Below are 20,536 nucleotides of genomic sequence, written 5' to 3' on the forward strand. Positions count from 1 at the left end.
AGGTGGCGGTGCCGGCGGGGGCGAAGGTGGTGGACGTGAAGGGCAAGACGCTGATGCCGGGCCTGGTGGACGTGCACTGGCACGGGCGCATGGGCGTGGACGGGCTGATGCCGGAGCAGAGCTGGGTGCAGGCGGCGTCGCTGGCGTTCGGGGTGACGACGCTGCATGACCCGTCAAACAGCTCGGAGACCATCTTCGCCGCGAGCGAGATGGGCAAGGCGGGGATGCTGACGTCGCCGCGCATCTTCTCCACGGGCACCATCCTGTACGGGGCGGCGAGCGCGGGCGCGCACGTGGAGATCGACACGCTGGACGACGCGCGCCGGCACCTGCGGCGGATGCAGGCGTTGGGAGGCTTCAGCGTGAAGAGCTACAACCAGCCCCGGCGCGACCAGCGGCAGAAGGTGCTGCAGGCGGCGCGTGAGCTGGGGATGCTGGTGGTGCCGGAGGGCGGCTCGCTGCTCCAGCACAACCTGACGATGGTGGTGGACGGGCACACGGGCGTGGAGCACTCGCTGCCGGTGGCGCGCATCTACGACGACGTGCGCCAGCTCTGGAAGGGCACGCGGACGGGCTACACGCCCACGCTGGTCGTGTCCTACGGCGGGCTGATGGGGGAGAACTACTGGTATCAGAAGACAAACGTCTGGGAGGACACGCGCCTGTTGTCGTTCGTGCCCCGGCGCGTGGTGGACGGCCGGTCGCGGCGCCGGGGGATGGTGCCGGACGACGAGTTCAACCATCAGAACGTGGCGCGCGCCGCGAAGGAACTCAACGACCTGGGCGTGAGCGTGCAGCTGGGTGCGCACGGGCAGCGCGAGGGATTGGCGGCGCACTGGGAGCTGGCGATGTTCGTCCAGGGCGGCATGACGCCGATGCAGGCCCTGCGCGCGGGCACGCTGAACGGCGCGCGCTACCTGGGGATGGACGCGGACCTGGGTTCGGTGGAGGCGGGGAAGCTGGCGGACCTGGTGGTGTTGGACAAGAACCCGCTGGAGGACATCTCGAACAGCCGCACGGTGCGCTACACGATGGTGAACGGGCGGCTGTACGACGCGAACACGCTGAATGAAGTGGGCACGCGGCAGCGCACGCGCGGGAAGTTCTTCTTCGAGAAGGACGGCAACGAGGGCTGGAGTCCGAAGGCCACCTCGCATGCTACTGAGCAGGTGTGCGACTAGGACTCGTGCTGTTGCTGTGGGGCGGGATCGTGGGTTGCGCGGGCAGCCCACGACACTTCCGACAATCCGTGGGACCGGGGCCGGGGCCGGGCTGTGTGGGCACGGTGGATTGCGCGTGCAAGAACGGCTCGGCGGCGGCCTGCGAGCAGCTTGAAACAGTGTCCCGTCCCCGTCCGCCCAATCCGTTGCCACCGCCCGGGGCCGCGGAGGAGGCGCGGAAGAAGGAGTCCGAACGGATCCGGGAGGACTGCACCGACAAATACGTCCGCTGTGTCGATGCCGGTGGGGAACACTTTCAGGGCCGGGTGAAGGGAGAAAGCCTGTGTGACTCCTGCCGGGCCCTCTGTATGGCCCATGGATTCTGGCCTACTGCCATCTACTACTGGAACGGACACCGACAAGAATGCCTCGGAAACTGAAGGAAGGCTTCGCCGACCCGACCTACCACGACCCAGACTGGCGTGCGTTCATGATGGACGTGCAGGAGACGTCTGGACTTGCACCGAGGGACTGGCCGCGCTTCCGTGCGGGCTTGAGACAGCTGGAGCGTCGCCATGCCGGACGGGTGCCGGTGGCTTCAATGCGCCGCAAGCTCGCGGAGAATGCGTTCTTCTGTGCCGCGCATTGGAAGCAGACGCCGCGTGTCGTGCGTGGCGCATTGCGCGACTACCTGAAGCACCCGCTGGGGACGAGGATGTACTCCTACACCGCCGCGGAGTATTGGCAGTGGGCGGCCAAGGTCTCTCCCGAGGACCTGCCCGCCGCCGAGGCCATGGTCGCGGAGGTCCGCGCGTACCTGCCGTCCCTGGACGAACATGAGCGCAGGAACACGGAGGGCCTGCTGGCCTCCCTCAAGCGCTGACGCTCAGCGCGCCGCGGCCAGCTGGGCCAAGGCCTGCTCAATCTGTGGCAGCGCGTAGGGCTTGGGCAGCACCACCACGCCCAGCCACTGTCTGGGGTCCCCGTCCAGCGCCGCGCGGCCGTGACCGGAGGCGATGATGATGCGCATGGCGGGCTTTCGCAGCGCCACCTCGCGCGCCAACTCCACGCCCGACATGCCCGGCAACGTCACGTCCGTGAAGAGCACGTCGAACGGCCCCGCCGCCAACGCCACCCGCGCCTCCTCCGCGCTCGCCACCGGCATCACGTCGTGCCCCAGGAGCCCCAAGAGTTCGCTCGCGGACTCGCGGATGTCCTCGTCGTCCTCCACTAGCAGCACGTGCATCCGCTTCGCGGCCTCCAGCGTCGCGGGCAGCTCCCCGCGCAGGGCCGGCTCCGGCCTCATCCCCCGAGGCGACACCGGCGTCTCCAGCCGCTGCTTGCGCTGATCCAACAGCGCCCGCACCTTGCGCGCCAGGTCCTCGCGCCGGTACGGCTTGCTCAGCAGGTTCACCCCCGGGTCCAACCGGCCGCCGTGCACGATGGCGTTCTCCGTGTAGCCCGACGTGAAGAGCACCTCGATGTCCGGGTGGAGGATGCGCGCCTGCCGCGCCAGCTCCGGGCTGCGCACCGGCCCCGGCATCACCACGTCCGTGAAGAGCAGGTCCACCGCCACGCCGCTCTTCAGGATGGACAGCGCGCTCTGCCCGTCCACCGCGCGCAGCACCCGGTAGCCCAGCTCCGTCAAGAGCTCCACCACCGTCGCGCGCACGTCCGCGTCGTCCTCCACCGCGAGGATGGTCTCCTGCCCGCCCTCCACCGGCCCCGTCACCACCTCCGGCACCGGCGCCTCCGCCTGGAAGGCGCGCGGCAGGTACACCTTCACCGTCGTGCCGTGACCCAGCTCGCTGTAGATCTTCACGTGGCCGTTGGACTGCTTCACGAACCCATACACCATGCTCAGCCCCAGGCCCGTGCCCCGGCCCTCTGGCTTCGTCGTGAAGAACGGCTCGAACGCGCGCTCCAGCACCTCCCGCGTCATGCCCCCGCCCGTGTCCGACACCGCCAGCAGTACGTACGCCCCGGCCATCACGTCCGGGTGCTGCTGCGCGTAGTGGTCGTCCAGCGACGCGTTGCTCAGCTCCACCGTCAGCTTGCCGTGGCCCCGCATCGCGTCGCGCGCGTTGATGGCCAGGTTCAGGATGACGTTCTCCAACTGGTGCGGATCCGCGAGCGTGTTCCACAGCCCACCGCTGATGACCGTCTCCACCTCCACGTCCTCGCCCAGCGCGCGGCGCAACAGGTCGTCCATCCCCCGCACCAGCCGGCCCAGGCTTAGCGAGCGCGGCTCCAGCGGCTGCCGCCGCGAGAACGCCAGCAATTGCCCCGACAGCCGCGCGCCCCGATCCACCGCGCCCAGCGCCGTGCGCACCCGCTGCAGGCCCCGCTCGTTGTCCGCCACGTCGCGCTGCAGGAGCTGGAGGTTGCCGCCCACGATTTGAAGCAGGTTGTTGAAGTCGTGCGCCACGCCTCCCGTGAGCTTGCCCACCGCCTCCATCTTCTGCGCCTGGCGCAGCTGGTCCTCCGTCTGTCGCTGCTCGGTGACGTCGCGCCCGCTGGCGTACAGCACGCCGTCCTCCGGCATCGGCACCGCCGTCCAGGAGATGCGCCGGTGGCCGCCGCTCTTGCACCGGTAGGCGCTCTCGAAGTGCAGCGTCGGCCGGCCTCCCGCCAGCTGGGAGACCTCCTCGCGGGACCGCGCGTAGTCGTCCGGGGCCTCCAGCCACTCGGAGGTGCGTCCCAGCAGCTCCGCCTCCGTCCACCCCAGCATCCGCGTCCAGGCCGGGTTGACGCTGATGAACCGGCCATCCCGCAGGTCCCCCACCACCAGCAAATCCTGGGACACGTTCCACACCCGGTCCCGCTCCTGCGTTCGCTGCGCCACCCGCTGCTCGAGCGTCTCGTTGGCCTGCTTCAGCTCCGCCAGCGCCCGGAGCCGCTCGATGGCCGCCCAGACGCGGTCGGCCACGTCGCGCGTGAACTCCAACTCCTCCTCCGTCCACTCGCGCGGCTTCGTGTCGTGGAAGTACAGCAGCGCCACCAGCCGGCCGTGCTCCATCAGCGGCACGTTGCACAGCGCCCGGATGCCAATGCGACGCAGGGCCTCCACGCCCGGCGCCGTGCGCGCGTCCTTCTGCACGTCCGCGATGGCCACCGTCTCGCCGCGCAGCAGGTTGTCGATGAAGGCCCCGTAGTCGCGGAAGCGGTGCACCCCCGCGATGCTCCGGAGGTCCGGACCGCGCGGCCACCCGTGGGGCAGCGTCACCAGCTCATGCGTGGCGTCCACGGCGCCGTAGCCCGCGCGCGCCACGCCCAGGAAGCGCCCCACCACCTCCATCGCCACGAGCGCGGCGGCGTCCGGCGTCTGCGCGTCGCGCAGCCGGTCCCCCATCTGGATGAGCGCCGCCTGCCGCAGCTCCGCCCTCTTGCGCTCGTCCACGTTGACGAGCACCCCCGGGAAGCGCAGGGGCTTGCCCGTGGGCGCAAGCTCGCAGTGTCCGCTCGCCTCCACCCACCGGTACACGCCATCCCACTGACGCACGCGGTACTCGGTGCGGTACGCCCCGCCCCGCTGCAGCGTCTGGGCAATCAACGCCTCCACGGCGGGCCGGTCCTCCGGGTGGATGGAGGCCACGAAGTGGTCCACGGGCAGGCCGTCGCGCACCTGCAAGGCATTGAGCGAGAAGGAGCGCGCGAAGCGCTCGTCCGCGATGACGCGGTCGGTCGGCACGTCCCACACCCAGGTGCCAATCACCACGTCGGAGTCGAGCGCCAGCCGCACGCGCTCGTTGGCTTCGCGCAGCGCGTCCTCGGACAGGCGGCGCTCGGTGACATCCTGCGTGACGCCGATGAGCTGCACCGGCCGCCCGTCCGCGTCATACACGAGCGACGCGCGCCGGGAGATCCACCGCACGTCCCCGGTGTCCGGCTTGCGGATCCGGTACTCCACCGACGACATCACCTGCCCCGCGGCCCGCGTGCGCGCGTTGGACACCCGGTGCCGGTCCTCCTCCAGCGCGAGCGACTCGATGACCGTCGCGGGCAGGGTGTCCGTGCGCGGCACGCCGTACAGCCGGCAGAACTCCGGCGTCACCGTCAGCAGGTTGGTGGCCAGGTCGAGCGTGAACACGCCAATGCCACCCGCCTCCTGCGCCAGCCGCAGCTGCTCGCGCTTCACGTGCAGGCGCTCCTCGGCGCCGCGGCTCAGGGTGATGTCCTGCGACACGCAGACGGCGAAGAGGGGCCGGCCCGCTTCGTCCCTCGCGAGCGAGACGTGGTGGTGCACCCAGACGGTGCCGCCGTCCGGCCGCGCGGGGCGGTTCTCCACGGCGAAGGGCTCCCCCGTCTCCAACAGCCGCTGGAAGAGGGCGGCGCCGCGCTCGCGGTCCTCCGGGTGGGTGAGCTCCCGCAGCGGGTGTCCGACCACGTCCTCGCGCGGGCGCTGGAGCAGGTCACAGAAGCGCTGGTTCACCAGCACCAGCGTGCCGTCCAGGTCCAGCTGCGAGATGCCCACGCTGGCCTGCTGGAAGAGCACCGCCATCCGCTCGCGGTCGAACGCGTGCGCGGGCGGACGGGGCCCCTCGGCTCCTGCCTCCTCCACGCCAGCCTCGCGCAGCCGGGCCTGAAGGCGTTGCACCTCCGCCCTCAAGGCCTGTTCGGTGTCGGAAGGGGAGGCACTCATGTGTGGGGAGGCCGGGGCAGGGGGCTACCGTCGGCGGTGGAACTGTGGCCCGGGTTCTCAGGGGTGGGCAACGGAGATCTCCGGACGCTTCATTCCTCCTCGCGTGAAGGATTTTCCGCGCCTCCCTCCGACAGGGTGTCAGCCCATGGCGCGGGCCGCGCGAGCGCGCTCAACCCGCCGGAATCACGCTGCACGGACGTTCCGCGAAGCGGCCACTCTCGAACATTCCCATCGGCCCCCGGTCGTAATGCGCACTTCATGCCTTGACGCTGCGAAGAATTTCTTTAAAGAATGCACGCACGTCCTCTTCTTGTTGGAAGGTGGCGTATGTACCGGTCCTCGCGTTCCCCAACCGCGGAACCGGTGCGTGACGTCCCAGTTGAGCCCCGCGCGCCGCGTTCCCCCTCTCGGCGCGCGGTGGCCCCTGGGACTTCCGCCGCTGTCTCCGCCTTCCTCTCCCCGCCACTTCGAGGATTTGCGTGTCCACCTCTGTCTTTGCCCTGCCTGTCTCGTTGGCCCTGCACCTGCTCATCTCGGCGGCGCCCGTTTCCCCATCACCCGCCGCCGCGCCCAAGGCGACGCAGGTGCCCAAGGTGTCCTCCCCCGCCACCGCTCCCGTGAAGCCGCTTCCGGCCTCCGCGGTGAAGGGGCTGACCGCCGCGCAGCTGGACGCGGCGGGGCGACTGGTGGGCCCGGCGCTCACGGAAGGCCATTCGTACGCGCGGCTGGCGGAGCTGACGGACGGCGTGGGTCCGCGCCTGTCCGGCTCCGAGTCCGCGGAGGCCGCGGTGCAGTGGGCCCTGCGCTCCTTCAAGGCGGACGGGGTGAAGGCATGGAAGGAGCCGGTGAAGGTGCCGCACTGGGTGCGCGGTGAGGAGCACGGCGAGATCGTCGCCTCCGAGCGCACCCGGGGCCTGCCGCTGTCGCTGATGGCGCTGGGCGGCAGCGCGCCCACGCCGCCGGAGGGGCTCACCGCGGAGGTGGTGGAGGTGGGCTCGCTGGAGGAGCTGGCCGCGCTGGGCGATCAGGTGAAGGGCCGCATCGTCTTCTTCAACCACGGCATGGCGGAGGCGGCGGACTACGGCCGCTTCGCGGGGCTGCGGGGCCGGGGGCCGGCGGCGGCGGCGAAGCAGGGCGCGGTGGCCGCGCTGGTGCGTTCGCTGGCCACGGCGTCGCTGCGCAGCCCGCACACCGGGGCCACGCGCTTCGAGGAGGGCGGGTCGCACCTGCCCGCCGCGGCGGTGTCGGTGGAGGACGCGCTGACGCTGCACCGGATGCTCCAGGGCGGGGCGGTGAAGGTGCGGATGGTGCTGGGGTGCTCGGAGCTGCCGGAGGCGGACTCGTCCAACGTGGTGGCGGAGGTGCGCGGCCGTGAGAAGCCGGACGAGGTGGTGCTGCTGGGCGCGCACCTGGACTCGTGGGACGTGGGCACGGGCGCGCACGACGACGGCGCGGGCGTGGTGATGGTGATGGAGGCGGCGCGCCTCATCGCGAAGCTGCCCCAGGCGCCCCGGCGCACCGTACGCGTGGTGCTGTTCATGAACGAGGAGAACGGCCTGCGCGGCGGCCGCGCGTACGCGGAGGCGCACGCGAAGGAGCTGCCCAAGCACGTGGCCGCGGTGGAGATGGACGCAGGCGGCGGTCCGCCCCTGGGCGTCAGCCTGCACGCGGGGCCGGGCGGTGAGGCGCTGCTGAAGCCGTGGCTTGCTCCGCTGGACGGGCTGGGCGCGGGCCGGTTCATGGAAGGCCATGCGACGGGCGCGGACCTGAGCCCCATGGATCCCGCGCACGTGCCCTTCGTGGGCGTGCGCGTGGACAGCAGCCGCTACTTCGACGTGCATCACTCCATGGCGGACACGCTGGACAAGGTGGATCCCCGGGACCTGTCGCGCAGCACCGCGGCGGTGGCGTGGATGGCGTATGCGCTGGCGGAGGCGCCGGGCCTGCTCGCGCGTCCCGCCGGGCCGGAGTCCGAGGGCCCGCCTCCGGCGAAGAAGTAGCGGGCTATTCGTTCACGGGCCTGCCGGGGCCGCGCCTGAGGGGCAGCTCCGGCAGGAGCAGCGTGACGAGCAGGGCGGCCAGCGCGACGAAGATGGCGAAGCGGTACACCGCCGTCGTCGCGTGGGTGAAGGACTCCTTGAGCGCGCGCTCCATGCGGTCCACGGTGGACAGCGCGTGGGCCTCGTTCGCGTCCACCCGCGCCCGGGCCTGGGCGCCCGCGGGCCCTGAGAGGGATTGGGAGGCCTGCCGCTCCTCGGCGAACCCCTGACGCAGCTTCGCCTTCACGGCGTCGGGTTGGAACCGCTGGCCCGCGGGCGCGCTCTCACCGCCCATGCCCCCCGGAGCCGAGGCACGCAGCTCCTGGCGCACGTCCTGGGGCAGCCCCTGCGTGGCCTGTTCGGTGCGCGTCGTCAGCTCCCGACCCAGCGTGCCCGCGAACACGGTGCCCAGCAGGGCCACGCCCACCGTCATGCCCAGTTGCCGGAAGAAGGTCGTGGCGGACGTGGCCACGCCGATGCGCTGCGGCGGCACCGCGTTCTGCACGGCCACGGTGTAGAGCGGGATGGATGGGCCCAGCCCCAGGCCCACGAGCACCATCTTCACCGTCACCTCCGCCTGGCTGGACTCAGGCGTCAGCGTGAAGGCCATCACCGCGAAGCCCACGCCCAACAGCACCAGCGAGGCCAGCATCACCGCCTTGTAGCGCCCCAGCCGCGACACCAACTGCCCGGAGAGCACGTTGCCCGCCACCACGCCCAGCGTCAGCGGCGTGAGCGTCAGCCCCGAATGCGTCGCGGACAGCCCCACCACGTTCACCATGAACAGCGGCAGGAAGGTGACGGACGCGAGGAACACCGCGCCGATGATGAACACCGCCGCGTTGCCCGCCGTGAACGCGCGGATGCGGAACAACGACGGATCCAACAGCGGTTCCTTCGCGCGGCGCTCCCGCCACACGAACAGCCCCAGGCCCACGGCCGACAGCGCGAACAGCCCGAGGATGGGCGCGGAGCCCCACGGAAACCCACCCGGCCTGGGCGTCGCTGCCCCGTGGCCCAGGCTGAGCGCGAGCAGCAGCGGCACCACCGCCACCGCCAGCGATACCGCGCCCAGGAGGTCCAGCCGGCTGCCCTGCACGCCCTCGGGCTTGAGCGCGGGCATGCGCAGGAAGATGAGCGCGAGCGCGAGCGCGCCCACCGGCAGGTTGATGAAGAACACCCAATGCCAGCCCAGCGCGTCGGTGATGAAGCCGCCGGCCAGCGGGCCAATGACGCTGGACAGGCCGAACACCGCGCCGAACAGGCCCTGGTACTTGCCCCGGTCGCGCGGCGGGAACAGGTCCGCCACCACCGCCAGTGAGCCGGTGAAGAGGGCCGCGCTGCCCAGCCCCTGCACCGCGCGGCAGAGGATGAGCGTGAGCGTGGAGCGCGACACGCCGCACAGGAGGCTGCCGGTGAGGAACACGGCGATGCCCGCCACCAGCACCGCGCGCCGTCCCAGCAGGTCCGACAGCTTGCCCCACACCGGCACCATCATCGTGGAGGCCACGAGGTACGCGGTGGTGAGCCACGGGTAGTGTTCCGGCGCGATGTGCAGGTCGGCCTGGATGGACGGGCCCGCGGTGGCCACGATGGTCTGGTCCAGCGCCGCCAGCAGCAGCCCCAGCAGCGCCCCCGACAGCGTGAACGCCTTCTGCGAGCGACTGAACCGCTCCGACGCCGGCGCGATGACGTCAATGGGGCCAGGGGGGCCAGGGGCGGCGGTATGGGCGGCGGTGTCGGCCATGGCGGGCGGGCACGCGCTCGCGCGCTGCCGGCGGAAACCTGGGGATGCCCGGGTGGGACGGCCACGCCCGCCTGCCCGGCCGCTTCCCTGCCAGCGCGCGGAAGCCCTTCATCGGACAAGTGCATTTTCGGGGCATTGGCCCGGGGGCCTATCCTCCGGACCTTTGCTTGTCGGGCGCGCTGGGTCGGCGGGCGCGTCCCTGAGGAAGTGACGCATGCGGATCCGTGGAGCGCTGGTCTGTGCCGTGATGTTGACGATGGTGTCGGGCTGCAAGGACGACCCGAAGCCCCCACCCGATGCGGGCACGCCTGACGCGGGCTCTCAAGACGCGGGCATCCCGGACGCAGGCCCTCAAGACGACGGCGGCACGTCCGATGCCGGGCCCACCCTCTCCGAGACGCCGCGCTGGCAGGTGTCCGGAGCCGCCGCACCGGCCTCGGCCTGCTTCGGCCGGAGCGTGGCGCTGGGCGACCTCGACGGCGACGGCCGCCAGGACCTGCTGGTGGCGTCTCCGCCGTGCACGAGCGGGCCCGCGGATCCAGGCCGCGTGTTGCTGTACGCGGGCGAAGCGCGCGACTTCTCCCAGACGCCGGTCATCACGACGATGACGTGGGTGCATCCCAGCCCCCGCACCTCGGGCTACCAGCTCACCGTGTCCACGGGCGACATCGACGGGGACGCGTACGCGGACGTGCTCGTGCGGGGCTACTACGGCGTCAGCGTGTTCAAGGGCGGGCCGGACCTGTCCCAGGTGCTGGCACAGCCCCTGTTCCGCGCGCCGGACTCCTCCACCACGCGCTTCAGCAGCGCGCAGCTGCTGGACCTGGATGGCGACGGGAAGGACGAGCTCATCGTCACCACCACCACCGGCCGCACCACCGTCTATCGCTCGACGCCCGGCGGTGCGGAGGGCCCCTTCACCAACGTGCAGGTGTTCTCCGGCTACCCGACGCCCGCGGGGGACACCAACGGGGATGGCGCCCAGGACGTGCTGAGGTCGACCGGTGGGGCGGCCTTGGAGATAGGACTCTTCCTGGGCTGCAAGCAGGGAGGCCCCCGCGACTGTGACGGCCTGCTGACGCTCCAGCCGGTGTGGACGGGCACGGCGGAGGGAATGAAGGCGCTGCCGGACCTGAGCGGGGATGGCCGTCCGGAGCTGCTCATGGGCTTCCATGGCAGTCAGCGCCTGCACCTGTCCGACGCCGCGCTCCAGGGGTATTCGCCCACGCCGGTGTGGCAGATGATGGACGACGCGACCTTCCCCATCTTCGGCTACGCCGTCCTGCCGGCGGGGTCCATGGTGGAGGGCAGCACGGGCCACGACTTCGTCATCAACGCCATCGGGCGCGTGTACCTCTTCCGCCCCACGCAGAACGTGTCCGGCCCGCTGGAGCCGGTATGGGCGTGGCCGCGCGCCAACCGCCTCGAGCCCGGCAAGGCACTGGGCTTCGTCTCTCCGAGCGTGGCGAGCGCGGGGGACCTGGACGGCGACGGCCATGACGACCTGGTGGTGGGCATCCCGCCGGAATCGGATGGTACCCACTTCCCCGGACGGGTGATGGTGTTCGGCGGCGGCGCGGTGCCGGACCTGGCCGAGCCCGCGCCCGCGCTGGCCCCCACGAAGACGTGCAACCTCGCGGTGGATCCGGTCAATGGCAAGCCAGACCTGACGGTGGACCGGGACGTGCTCGCGCGCTCGCTCTACGTGGAGCGCCGCACCTTCGCGCAGGACTCGTGTGAGGTGATGGAAGGCTGCGTGCCGGCGGGAGGCGAGCGGCGCCTGCTGCGCTTCACCACCTCCATCATGAACATGGGCACGGCCCCGCTGGTGGTGCCTTCACCGGAGGAGCGGCCGGACCTGTTTGTCTATGACGCGTGCCACTTGCATCACCACCTGGTGGACTTCGCGGGCTACGCGCTGAAGGACGCGTCAGGCACCACCACCGCGGTGGGCCGCAAGCAGGGCTTCTACATGGTGGACTATACGCAGTACTGCGCGGATGGCGGCCCGTTCACCTGGTACGACCCGGGCACGGGCATCTCTCCCGGCTGGTCGGATGTCTATACCGCGAACACCGCGTGCCAGTGGTTGGATGTCACGGAGACCCCGGACGGCGAATACACGGTGCGGGTGGGCGTGGATGAGAACCACATCGTGGACGAGAACGACGTGCTGCCCAATGAGGTCACCGTCAAGGTGCGCCTCTCCGGTGACACGGTGACCGTATTGCCCTGACGCGCGTGCATTGTTTTTCCGTGAGACGGCTCCAGGGATTGCACGCCGGAAGCGCGGCAGGTGCTTTCCCTGGAGCTGACGAATGCGGATGCGAGGCACGTGGGGCTGCACGGTGGTGTTGTTATTGGCTGTGACGGGCTGCAAGGACGACCCGAAGCCCCAGCCCGACGCGGGCATGCCAGAGGACGCGGGCACCCCGGATGGTGGCGGCACCGCCACGCCCACCCTTTCACAGACGCCCCGCTGGCAGGTGGCCGGAGACGGCCTCGTCCCGCAGGAGTGCTTCGGTCGCTCCGTGGCGCTGGGCGACGTCAACGGGGACGGACGCAAGGACCTGCTGGTGTCGTCGGGGTCCTGCCAGGGTGTGCAGACGGTTCCGGGGCGCGTGTCGGTGTACGCGGGGCAAGCGCCCTTCTTCTCCCAGGCACCGGTCACCACGACGATGACGTGGGTGCACCCCAGCCCGCGCACGGCGGGCTACAAGCTCACCGTGTCCACCGGCAACCTTGACGGGGACGCGTACGCGGACGTGCTTGTGATTGGCACCTATGGCGTCAGCGTGTTCAAGGGCGGGCCGGACCTGTCCCAGGTGCTGGTGCAGCCGCTGTTCCGGGTGCCGGACTCCTCCTCCACGCGTTTTGCCGGCGCGCAGCTGCTGGACCTGGATGGTGACGGGAAGGACGAGCTCGCCGTCTCCACCCTCGCCGGGGAGCTCACCGTGTACAAGGCCACGTCCGAGGCGGCCTTCGCCCCCGTGCGCACGCTGTCCGGCACCCCGAAGCCCGCGGGCGATACGGACGGGGACGGGGCCCAGGACCTGCTGGTCACCCACGAAGACTTCACGGCGGAGCTCTTCCTGGGGTGCAAGCCGGGGAGCCCGCGCGCGTGCACCGGGCCGCTGACGACCGCACCGGTGTGGACGGGGCAGGCCGAGCGCTTCCACGCGCTGCCCGACCTGAGCGGGGACGGACGCCCGGAGGGGTTCATGGTCCTCCATGGCAGCCAGCGCCTGCACCTGTCCGACGCCGCGCTCCAGGGCTACGCACCGCAGCCGACCTGGCAGTTGATGGACGACGCGGTCTTCCCGCTCCTCGGTCAGAACTTCCTCGCGTTCGGTCCGTCCATCCTCCCCGTGGGGTCCATGGTGGCGGGCGGCACGGGCCACGACTTCGCGGTCGCCGCCATCGGACGCGTGTACCTCTTCCGACCCACGCAGAACGTGTCCGGCCCCCTGGAGCCGGTGTGGGCCTGGCCGCGCGCCAACCATCTCCAGCCGCAGCTGGGAATGGGCACCCTCTACCTGGGAGTGGCGGCCGCGGGCGACCTGGACGGCGACGGCCATGACGACCTGGTGGTGGGCATCCCGCCGGAATCGGATGGCACCCACTTCCCCGGCCGGGTGGTGGTGTTCGGCGGCGGCGCGGTGCCGGACTCGGCGGAGCCCGCGCCCGCGCTGGCCCCCACGAAGACGTGCAACCTCGTGGTGGATCCCGTGAACGGCAAGCCGGACCTGACGGTGGACCGGGACGTGCTCGCGCGCTCGCTCTACGTGGAGCGCCGCACCTTCGCGCAGGACTCGTGCGAGGTGCGCGAAGGCTGCGTGCCGGTGGGAGGCGAGCGGCGCCTGCTGCGCTTCACCACGTCCATCATGAACATGGGCACGGGCCCGCTGGTGGTGCCCTCGCCGGAGGAGCGGCCGGACCTGTTCGTCTATGACGAGTGCCACCTGCACCATCACCTGACGAACTTCGCGGGCTATGCGCTGAAGGACGCGGCGGGCACCACCACCGCGGTGGGCCGCAAGCAGGGTTTCTACATGGTGGACTTCACCCAGTACTGCGCGGACGGCAGCCCCTACGGCTGGTACGACCCGGGCACGGGCATCTCGCCCGGCTGGTCGGACGTCTACACCGCGGATCTCCCCTGCCAGTGGCTGGACGTCACCGACACGCCGGATGGCGAGTACACGGTGCGCGTGGGCGTGGACGAGAACCACATCGTGGACGAGGCCGACGTGCTGCCCAACGAGGTCACCGTCAAGGTGCGCCTCGCGGGCGATTCCGTGACCGTGCTGCCCTGAAACCCGGGGAATTCCCCGGGGAGGGCGACCTGCCGTGAAGGCCGCGTGCAAGGCCGCGTGCAATGACCGGCCGTTCGCGGCGTAGAGTGCCTGACGCGGCCTGCCCGCCGGGGACCTCCGGCGCGGCGGGGCGCGTGGCTTCGAGCGCGCTCAAAGGGGTGGTCTTCGTGAATTTCCGGGTCGACGTGTGGGAGGGCGCGCGCATCGCGCTGTCCTCGCTGCGCTCCAACCGGCTGCGGACGGTGCTCACGACGGTGGGCATTGGCGTGGGCGTGTGCACGCTCCTGGCCATCGTCGGCATCATCCAGGGCCTGAACAGCTCGTTCGCGGAGCAGCTGGGGAAGATTGGCTCCAACACCCTCCAGGTGTCCAAGTTCCCCTGGGTGATGGGCGGGGACTGGTGGGAGTACCGCAACCGCAAGCAGCTGTCGGTGGACCTGGTGGACCCCCTGCGGGCCAGCTCCGAGCACGTGGTGGCGGTGGCGCCCATGTACTTCGAACAGGCGGAGGTGTCGTTCCTGCAGCGCAGGCTCGCCTCCGTGCAGACCATGGGCACCAGCCCCGACTACTCCCTGGCGTCCAGCGTGGAGATGGCCACGGGCCGCTTCCTCACCGATGCGGACGTGGACAACCGCTCCGCGGTGGCGGTGCTGGGCGCGGAGGTGGTGAAGGTGCTCTTCCCGGGCATCAACCCGGTGGGCCACCGCGTCCTGGTGGACAAGCGGCCCTACCGCGTCATCGGCACCATCGTGGAGCGCGGCACGGTGCTGGGTGAGAACATGGACATGGTGGTGATGCTGCCCTTCACCGCGTTCACGGGGCACTTCGGCACCAAGCGCGACCTGCACATCGTCGTCGCGGTGGACAAGCAGGAGAGCGTGCCCGTCGTGCAGGACCGGCTCACGGAGGCGCTGCGCCGCGAGCGCAACACCAAGCCCGGCGCGCCGGACGACTTCGCCATCAACCGGCCGGATCAGCTGGCCAGCATGTACGCGAAGCTCACCGGCGCGCTCTACGGCGCGGCCACCGGCGTGGGGCTCATCACCCTGCTGGTGGGCGGCATCGGCATCATGAACATCATGCTGGTGTCGGTGCGCGAGCGGACGCGGGAGATTGGCGTGCGGCGGGCGCTGGGCGCGCGCAAGCACACCATCATCCTCCAGTTCCTGATGGAGGCGGCCAGCGTGTCCGCCGTGGGCGGCGCGCTGGGCACCGCGGTGGGCATGGGGCTCGCGTGGCTCGTGTCGTACCTCACGCCGCTGGCGGCGTCCGTGCAACTGCTGACGGTGGTGGCGGGCGTGGGCTTCTCGGCGGTGGTGGGGCTGCTGTTCGGCATCTGGCCGGCGGCGCGCGCGGCGAACCTGGATCCGGTGGAAGCACTCCGCCACGACTGAAGCAGGGAGACACCGGCGATGTGGATGGCAATCTGGGACACGGTGCGGCTGGCGTTCGGGACGTTCCGCTCCAACCCGCTGCGCTCGTTCCTGACGCTCTTGGGCATCGTCATCGGCGTCACCACGGTGGTGTCGATGATGTCCATCATCGAGGGCCTGAAGAACCAGGTGAACAACCAGCTGTCGGAGCTGGGGACCAACTGCTTCCAGGTGCAGCGGCTGCCCTTCGGCCAGGGCGACCTGTCCGCCTCGGAGCTCGCGCGCCGGCCGCGCCTGGGCTACCCGGACCTGGACGCCATCCGCTCGCAGCCCTCCATCCTGGCGGCCGCGGGGGAGGACTCCAAGGGCGGCCAGAAGGCCTCCACCGCGGAGCGCGAGACCCGCCCCAACGTGCACGTCTGGGCGGGCACGCCGGAGTACTTCGACACGAACTCGGTGGGCATCGCCACCGGGCGGCCCTTCACGGACACGGAGTTCGTGGATGGGCGCAACGTGGCGGTGATTGGCGCGGACCTGGCGGATACGCTCTATCCCGGCATGGACCCCCTGGGGCGCCAGTTCCGGCTGCAGGGGCGCAGCTTCCTGGTGGTGGGCACGCTCACGCGCCGGGGCGGCTTCATGGGCGGGGGCAGCCAGGACAACCAGGCCATGATTCCCCTCTCCACGTACGCGGGCATCTTCGGCATCCGGGACTTCCGGATCAGCATCCAGGCGCGCTCGGCGGAGGTGCTCCAGCGGGGCCAGGACGAGGTGACGCTCCTCATGCGCCGCCGCCACGGGCTCAAGCCGGACCAGACGGACGACTTCTTCATCTTCTCCAATGCGAGCGCCACGGAGATGTTCAACAACATCTCCGCCGCCATCTCCGCCGCCAGCTTCGGCGTGTGCCTGCTGTCGCTCTTGGTGGGCGGCATCGGCATCCTGAACATCATGCTCGTCGCGGTGACGGAGCGGACGCGGGAGATTGGCATCCGCAAGGCGCTGGGCGCGAAGCGCTACCGCATCCTCGCGCAGTTCGCGCTGGAGGCCGTGGTGCTGTCGCTGGTGGGCGGCGCGCTGGGCGTGGCGCTGGGCGTGGGCCTGTCGCTGCTGGCGCGGTGGATGGTGAAGCTGCCCACGGAGGTGCCGCTCTGGTCCGTGGTGGTGTCGCTGGCGATGAGCTGCGGCGTGGGGCTGGCGTTCGGCATCTACCCGGCGGCCCGCGCGTCGAAGCTGGATCCGGTGGACGCGATGCGCTCCGAGTAGGCTCCCGCGCAGGAAGAAGGCCCCGACCCGCCAGGAGCGGGTGGGGCCCGGGAGTCACGGTCGCTGCCCGTGCGTGCTTACGGGCAGGGGTACGTACAGGTGATCTGCCCGCTGATGGGGTTCTTGAAACAGGTGGGCGTGCAGTCCTGCGCGGTGGCGGAGGACGGCGCGACGGCGATGCCCACGCCCATCACGGTGGCGACGACCGCGGCGATGAAGGCGACGTGACGGACATGCTTGCGAGCCTGCATGGTGTCTTCTCCCTGAGGTGTGTTCGTGCTGCGAGGCGAACTCTAGGGGCCCCGTCTGACAACGCCACGGGCGTTGTTCCAGGCTCGCGCGCCGGTGTGGGGAGCAGGGTGCCAGGGGGCCGCGCACGGGAGGAAAATTGAAACATCGGTGCGGCGAAACGGTGCGTCAACGCCGCGGCGTCTCAGTGTGATGGCACGGACATCCCAGGTCAGCTCATCACAGGCGCCATGAGCCCCGCCCTGGCCAGCAGCTCGCGCACGCGCTCCGCCAGCGCCACATGGTCGGGGTTTCCTGCGGTGAAGCGTTCGGGCGTCAGGATGATGAGGGTGCCCTTGTCCTCCACGGGCTCGATGCGCACCGGAGCGGGAAGGGGTGGCACGGTGCCCCGATGCCGCGCGAGGTACATGACCCAGCCCACGAAGGTTCCAGGCTTGGGATTGTCGGTCGTCAGGTCCCGATGTGCAGTCGAAGTGGCAATCGCCCAATCCGGCTCCCAGGCCACGGCCATGCTCCGGACCAACCCCTCCAGGACGGGGGAGGACAGGACCCGATCCGCGTGGGTCCCTCGGCTGGGCAGGGTGAAAACGCAGAAGTTGTTCACGGCATCGGTATATCCACCGCAGGTGACGTCAAAACCACAGGCGTCGTAGGCGTCGCCAACACCATTCCATCCGCTCATGCGGAACCCGAGGTCCTCGAACACACGGTCCTTGCCTCGACGAATCATCTCCACCAGGGCTGGACCCGTGGGGGCCATGGGACGTTGGAGCGCCGCCTTGCGGGATCTTCCCTGCTGGAACCATTGAACGAAGCTCGGGTCAACGCCCGCGAGGTTCGCGAGGAGGACTTCCATCCGGCGGGCACACGCCTCTGGCGATTCCTTTCGCGCTCCCCAATAGCAACCCGCGTAGATGGTTTCGGTCATGTGCTGACGCTCCTCACGGTTGAGGGGGGACGAAGAGGACGTCAATTTCCGTGAAGCCTCTCCCCTTGAGAAGCTCTCTGATCGCTTCGGCCGTTTTCTGCTCCGCTACATGCCACTGAATTGCGGTTCCTGTGCCATGGGCGGCCCGAAGCTGTCGCTGGGCCTGCTCCAGGAGTGCCTTGGCACCGGACTTCTCGAACCAGATCTTGGGCGAGAGGTTGTCGAGGAACTTGTTCGCATAGCCTGGGCCCCTGGGAAGGAGCAGCCCCCTTCGGGGCCGTGTTCGCCCGCTGGAGGATGATGGCGGCCCCGGGCCCTGCGCTCAACACTGCCGCCGCGCGGCTCACGGGCACCGCGACGCGCTCCAGCGCCAGCGCGCCCTCCGAGACGTCCTGCGCCCAGATGGCCACCGGCCACAGCAAACACAGCCATGCCGCCCCGCTTCGAATCCTTCGCATCCGCGCCTCCCAGGAATGCTCCGGCGTGGAGAGCAAAGGACATACGTCTGACGTTCAGCCCGCCATGCACCGACTGTTCGTTACGACCCAGGCGTGGTGGGGAACTCTGGCCGCGTCAGGCCAGCGTGTGCCTCTTCGGCAGTCCGTCGGAGCTGCCAGCGAAAGGGAGGCCTCCTCAACGCCGCGGTGTGCGGATCCACGGGCAGCCCAGCGTGGCACCGGTGCCGGTGCCGGTGCAGGCGTATGCGATGTAGCGGCGCACGGTCTCCCACCGGTCGCAGGAGCCGGCCAGGTGCCGCAGACCTTCGTGCGCGGCGAGCCCCAGCAGCATTCCCGCCGTCGCGCCGCCGAGCGCGCCCAGGCTCGCGCGCCGGTGTGGGGAGCAGGGTGCCAGGGGGCTGCGCACGGAAGTAGAATCCAGGCCTCGTCCGAGCACGCGGAGTTACAGGTCGTGGACGGCGCGACTCAAGTGGTCGGAATCACGATGGAAATCGAGCTATTAAAGGTCGCTTTCCTTGGGGTGGGGGTTATTTAAATAAAGGCCTCTTGCTTTAAATAAGCCTCGTTCAAAGGATGGAGGCATGACGGACAGCGCGCCTGCACCTTCGAGAATGGGCCGGTTCGTGGAGACGACCGCCGCCGGGGAGCGTGTGCGGTCGTTCGTCCCACAGCCCTTGCCGCCAGCTCCGCCTATCGACGTCCTGGGGCTGCTGGACCGGCTCAGCCGCGCCGAGCGGGCGCTGGGCCGCCTCGATGGAATCACGATGCTCCTGCCGCGCCAGGAGCTGTTCCTTTACATGTATGTGCGCAAGGAGGCAGTGCTCTCCTCGCAGATTGAGGGGACGCAGTCGACGCTCTCCGACCTACTCCGGTTCGAGACCGAGGCCCAGGAGGGCCAGCCCGTTGACGACATCCGCGAGGTCTCCAACTACGTCGACGCGATGATGTACGGGCTCGAGCGGCTCAAGGAGTTGCCACTCTCGCTCCGGCTAATCCGAGAGATGCATGCGCGGCTGCTGCAGAGCGGACGCGGTGGCACCAAGGATCCGGGTGAGTTCCGTCGCTCGCAGAACTGGATTGGAGGAACCCGGCCCGGAAATGCTCTGTACGTTCCGCCTCCCGTGACGGAGCTCGACGACTGCCTCGGCGCCCTTGAGAACTTCATGCACGAGGAGCAGTCCCGGCTGCCGGCGCTCATCAAGGCGGGGCTCCTGCATGTGCAGTTCGAGAGCATCCACCCCTTTCTCGACGGCAATGGCCGCATCGGCCGCCTCCTCGTGACACTCTACTTGTGCGTCCAGGGGGTGCTCCGCAAGCCGCTGCTCTACCTGAGCCTCTACTTGAAGACGCGTCGGGCCGACTACTACCGGCTGCTCCAGGAGGTGCGCGAGCAGGGCGCATGGGAGGCCTGGCTCGAATTCTTCCTTGAGGGCGTCGAGGAGACGGCGAACCAGGCGTTTGAAGCGGCAACGAGAATCATCGAGCTCTTCAAGCACGACCGGGAGCACATCACGGCTGAGAGCGAGCGCGCCGGTTCGGCGCTCCGTGTGCATGAGCTGTTGCAGACGCAACCGTATCTCACGTCGAACCAGCTCGTTGAACGGACCGGGCTGACTGCCCCCACGGTGAACGCGGCGCTCGCGGACCTGGAACGTCTGGGCATCGTGGAGGAGGTCACCGGACGCAAGCGAGGCCGCGTCTTCGCGTACCGCGGCTACCTCGCCATCTTGAACGAGGGAACGACTCCGTTGCAGGGGTCGTCGTAGGCCTCCTCAACGCCGCGGCGTGCGGCTCCACTGATAGCCCAGCGTGGCCCCGGTGCCGATGCAGGCGTACGCGATGTAGCGGCGCACGGTCTCCCACCGTTCGCTGGATCCGGCCAGGTGCCGCAGGCCTTCGTGCGCGGCGAGCCCCAGCAGCATTCCCGCCGTCGCGCCGCCGAGCGCGCCCAGGTACGCGCTGCCGCGGTCTTCGCTGTCTCCGAAGGCGACCTCGCCCAGGCCCCACGTGCCGAGCGCGGCGACGGGCGGCGTCACCACGAAGGCCGCGCTGAACGTGCCCACCTCCACGTCCAGCCAGCGGCCCTGCGGATAGGAGGGGTGGATGAAGAGGAACCGTCCAGGGAGCGAGCCCAGCAGGGCGCCGGTGGCGGCCTCGGCGGCGGTGGCGCCCACGCGCGAGTCGTCCCCCACGCGGGTCGCGGCCCACGCGGTGCCCAGCGGCAGGAGCGTGAGCGCGCCGTGCACCGCGTAGGTGCCACCGGACAGCGGTGCGTCCGTGTCGGGCTCACCGTGGGGAACGAAGGGACGCAGGACGCGCGGCGGCACGGCCGGAGGCGGGGGCACCGCGTCCAGGAAC

Annotated in this window: 15 protein-coding genes; 8 read left to right on the plus strand and 7 right to left on the minus strand. The window is 70.2% G+C overall.

All coding sequences use genetic code 11. From position 1 onward, the window contains the following. The coding region (locus D7V97_RS20015) for an amidohydrolase family protein (RefSeq protein ID WP_147444886.1) at positions 1-1,181 on the plus strand (1,181 nt) is incomplete at its 5' end. A gap of 403 nt (positions 1,182-1,584) precedes the next feature. After that, positions 1,585-2,043 carry a hypothetical protein gene (locus tag D7V97_RS44195; RefSeq protein WP_147444887.1) on the plus strand — a complete coding sequence of 153 codons (459 nt, stop codon included), beginning with the start codon at positions 1,585-1,587 and terminating at the stop codon, positions 2,041-2,043. A 3-nt stretch (positions 2,044-2,046) separates the two neighbouring features. Here the strand turns inward: D7V97_RS44195 and D7V97_RS20025 are convergent, their stop codons facing one another. Further along, positions 2,047-5,757 carry a PAS domain-containing protein gene (locus D7V97_RS20025; protein ID WP_368668938.1) on the minus strand — a complete coding sequence of 1,237 codons (3,711 nt, stop codon included), beginning with the start codon at positions 5,755-5,757 and terminating at the stop codon, positions 2,047-2,049. A 524-nt stretch (positions 5,758-6,281) separates the two neighbouring features. Between D7V97_RS20025 and D7V97_RS20030 the strand changes: the two genes are divergently transcribed. Further along, the gene (locus D7V97_RS20030; RefSeq protein WP_120612252.1) at positions 6,282-7,802 is read left to right on the plus strand and encodes a M20/M25/M40 family metallo-hydrolase; all 1,521 of its coding nucleotides are present in this window, start codon (positions 6,282-6,284) and stop codon (positions 7,800-7,802) included. Between the two features lie 4 nt (positions 7,803-7,806). Here D7V97_RS20030 and D7V97_RS20035 read toward each other — a convergent pair whose 3' ends face one another. Next, positions 7,807-9,588, minus strand: a complete 1,782-nt coding sequence (locus D7V97_RS20035) for an MDR family MFS transporter (RefSeq protein ID WP_233582997.1) — start codon at positions 9,586-9,588, stop codon at positions 7,807-7,809. 214 nt (positions 9,589-9,802) lie between these two features. Here D7V97_RS20035 and D7V97_RS20040 point away from each other — a divergent pair, with 214 nt between their 5' ends. The 4 genes from D7V97_RS20040 to D7V97_RS20055 all read left to right on the plus strand — a co-directional run bounded on the left by D7V97_RS20040 (position 9,803) and on the right by D7V97_RS20055 (position 16,543). Then, complete coding sequence (locus D7V97_RS20040; protein WP_120612253.1) at positions 9,803-11,824, plus strand: lysyl oxidase family protein; 2,022 nt, start codon at positions 9,803-9,805, stop codon at positions 11,822-11,824. Positions 11,825-11,906: 82 nt separating this feature from the next. Further along, on the plus strand, positions 11,907-13,904 hold the full coding sequence (locus tag D7V97_RS20045; protein ID WP_120612254.1) for a lysyl oxidase family protein: 1,998 nt from the start codon (positions 11,907-11,909) through the stop codon (positions 13,902-13,904). 167 nt (positions 13,905-14,071) lie between these two features. Continuing rightward, positions 14,072-15,298 (plus strand): ABC transporter permease, encoded by a 1,227-nt coding sequence (locus tag D7V97_RS20050; protein WP_120612260.1) that lies wholly within the window; start codon positions 14,072-14,074, stop codon positions 15,296-15,298. A gap of 24 nt (positions 15,299-15,322) precedes the next feature. Further along, positions 15,323-16,543: an ABC transporter permease gene (locus D7V97_RS20055; protein ID WP_120612261.1), complete on the plus strand. Its 1,221-nt coding sequence runs from the start codon at positions 15,323-15,325 to the stop codon at positions 16,541-16,543. 77 nt (positions 16,544-16,620) lie between these two features. Here the strand turns inward: D7V97_RS20055 and D7V97_RS45375 are convergent, their stop codons facing one another. From D7V97_RS45375 to D7V97_RS44200, 4 genes are all read right to left on the minus strand, one after another. Further along, positions 16,621-16,794, minus strand: coding sequence for a hypothetical protein (locus D7V97_RS45375; RefSeq protein WP_199728877.1), 174 nt, complete (start codon positions 16,792-16,794; stop codon positions 16,621-16,623). Positions 16,795-17,003: 209 nt separating this feature from the next. Further along, positions 17,004-17,720 carry an immunity 52 family protein gene (locus D7V97_RS20060; protein ID WP_120612255.1) on the minus strand — a complete coding sequence of 239 codons (717 nt, stop codon included), beginning with the start codon at positions 17,718-17,720 and terminating at the stop codon, positions 17,004-17,006. A 13-nt stretch (positions 17,721-17,733) separates the two neighbouring features. After that, positions 17,734-17,985, minus strand: a complete 252-nt coding sequence (locus D7V97_RS45965) for a Tox-REase-5 domain-containing protein (protein WP_233583000.1) — start codon at positions 17,983-17,985, stop codon at positions 17,734-17,736. A 368-nt stretch (positions 17,986-18,353) separates the two neighbouring features. Continuing rightward, the gene (locus tag D7V97_RS44200) at positions 18,354-18,614 is read right to left on the minus strand and encodes a hypothetical protein (protein ID WP_147444888.1); all 261 of its coding nucleotides are present in this window, start codon (positions 18,612-18,614) and stop codon (positions 18,354-18,356) included. A gap of 145 nt (positions 18,615-18,759) precedes the next feature. Here D7V97_RS44200 and D7V97_RS20075 point away from each other — a divergent pair, with 145 nt between their 5' ends. Further along, entirely contained in the window at positions 18,760-19,944 is a 1,185-nt protein-coding gene (locus D7V97_RS20075) for a Fic family protein (RefSeq protein WP_120612257.1), read from the plus strand. Positions 19,945-19,950: 6 nt separating this feature from the next. Here D7V97_RS20075 and D7V97_RS20080 read toward each other — a convergent pair. Next, positions 19,951-20,536: hypothetical protein (locus D7V97_RS20080; RefSeq protein WP_120612258.1), on the minus strand; the 586-nt coding region annotated here is incomplete at its 5' end.

This window comes from Corallococcus sp. CA053C, assembly GCF_003611675.1.
Taxonomy (GTDB): domain Bacteria; phylum Myxococcota; class Myxococcia; order Myxococcales; family Myxococcaceae; genus Corallococcus.

Bases quoted from the DNA above. Each gene is read 5' to 3' on its own strand.
- D7V97_RS20045 (WP_120612254.1), top strand. From the start codon at position 11,907: ATGCGGATGCGAGGCACGTGGGGCTGCACGGTGGTGTTGTTATTGGCT.
- D7V97_RS20035 (WP_233582997.1), bottom strand. From the start codon at position 9,588: ATGGCCGACACCGCCGCCCATACCGCCGCCCCTGGCCCCCCTGGCCCC.
- D7V97_RS44195 (WP_147444887.1), top strand. From the start codon at position 1,585: ATGCCTCGGAAACTGAAGGAAGGCTTCGCCGACCCGACCTACCACGAC.
- D7V97_RS45375 (WP_199728877.1), bottom strand. From the start codon at position 16,794: ATGCAGGCTCGCAAGCATGTCCGTCACGTCGCCTTCATCGCCGCGGTC.
- D7V97_RS20075 (WP_120612257.1), top strand. From the start codon at position 18,760: ATGACGGACAGCGCGCCTGCACCTTCGAGAATGGGCCGGTTCGTGGAG.
- D7V97_RS20055 (WP_120612261.1), top strand. From the start codon at position 15,323: ATGGCAATCTGGGACACGGTGCGGCTGGCGTTCGGGACGTTCCGCTCC.
- D7V97_RS20060 (WP_120612255.1), bottom strand. From the start codon at position 17,720: ATGACCGAAACCATCTACGCGGGTTGCTATTGGGGAGCGCGAAAGGAA.
- D7V97_RS20040 (WP_120612253.1), top strand. From the start codon at position 9,803: ATGCGGATCCGTGGAGCGCTGGTCTGTGCCGTGATGTTGACGATGGTG.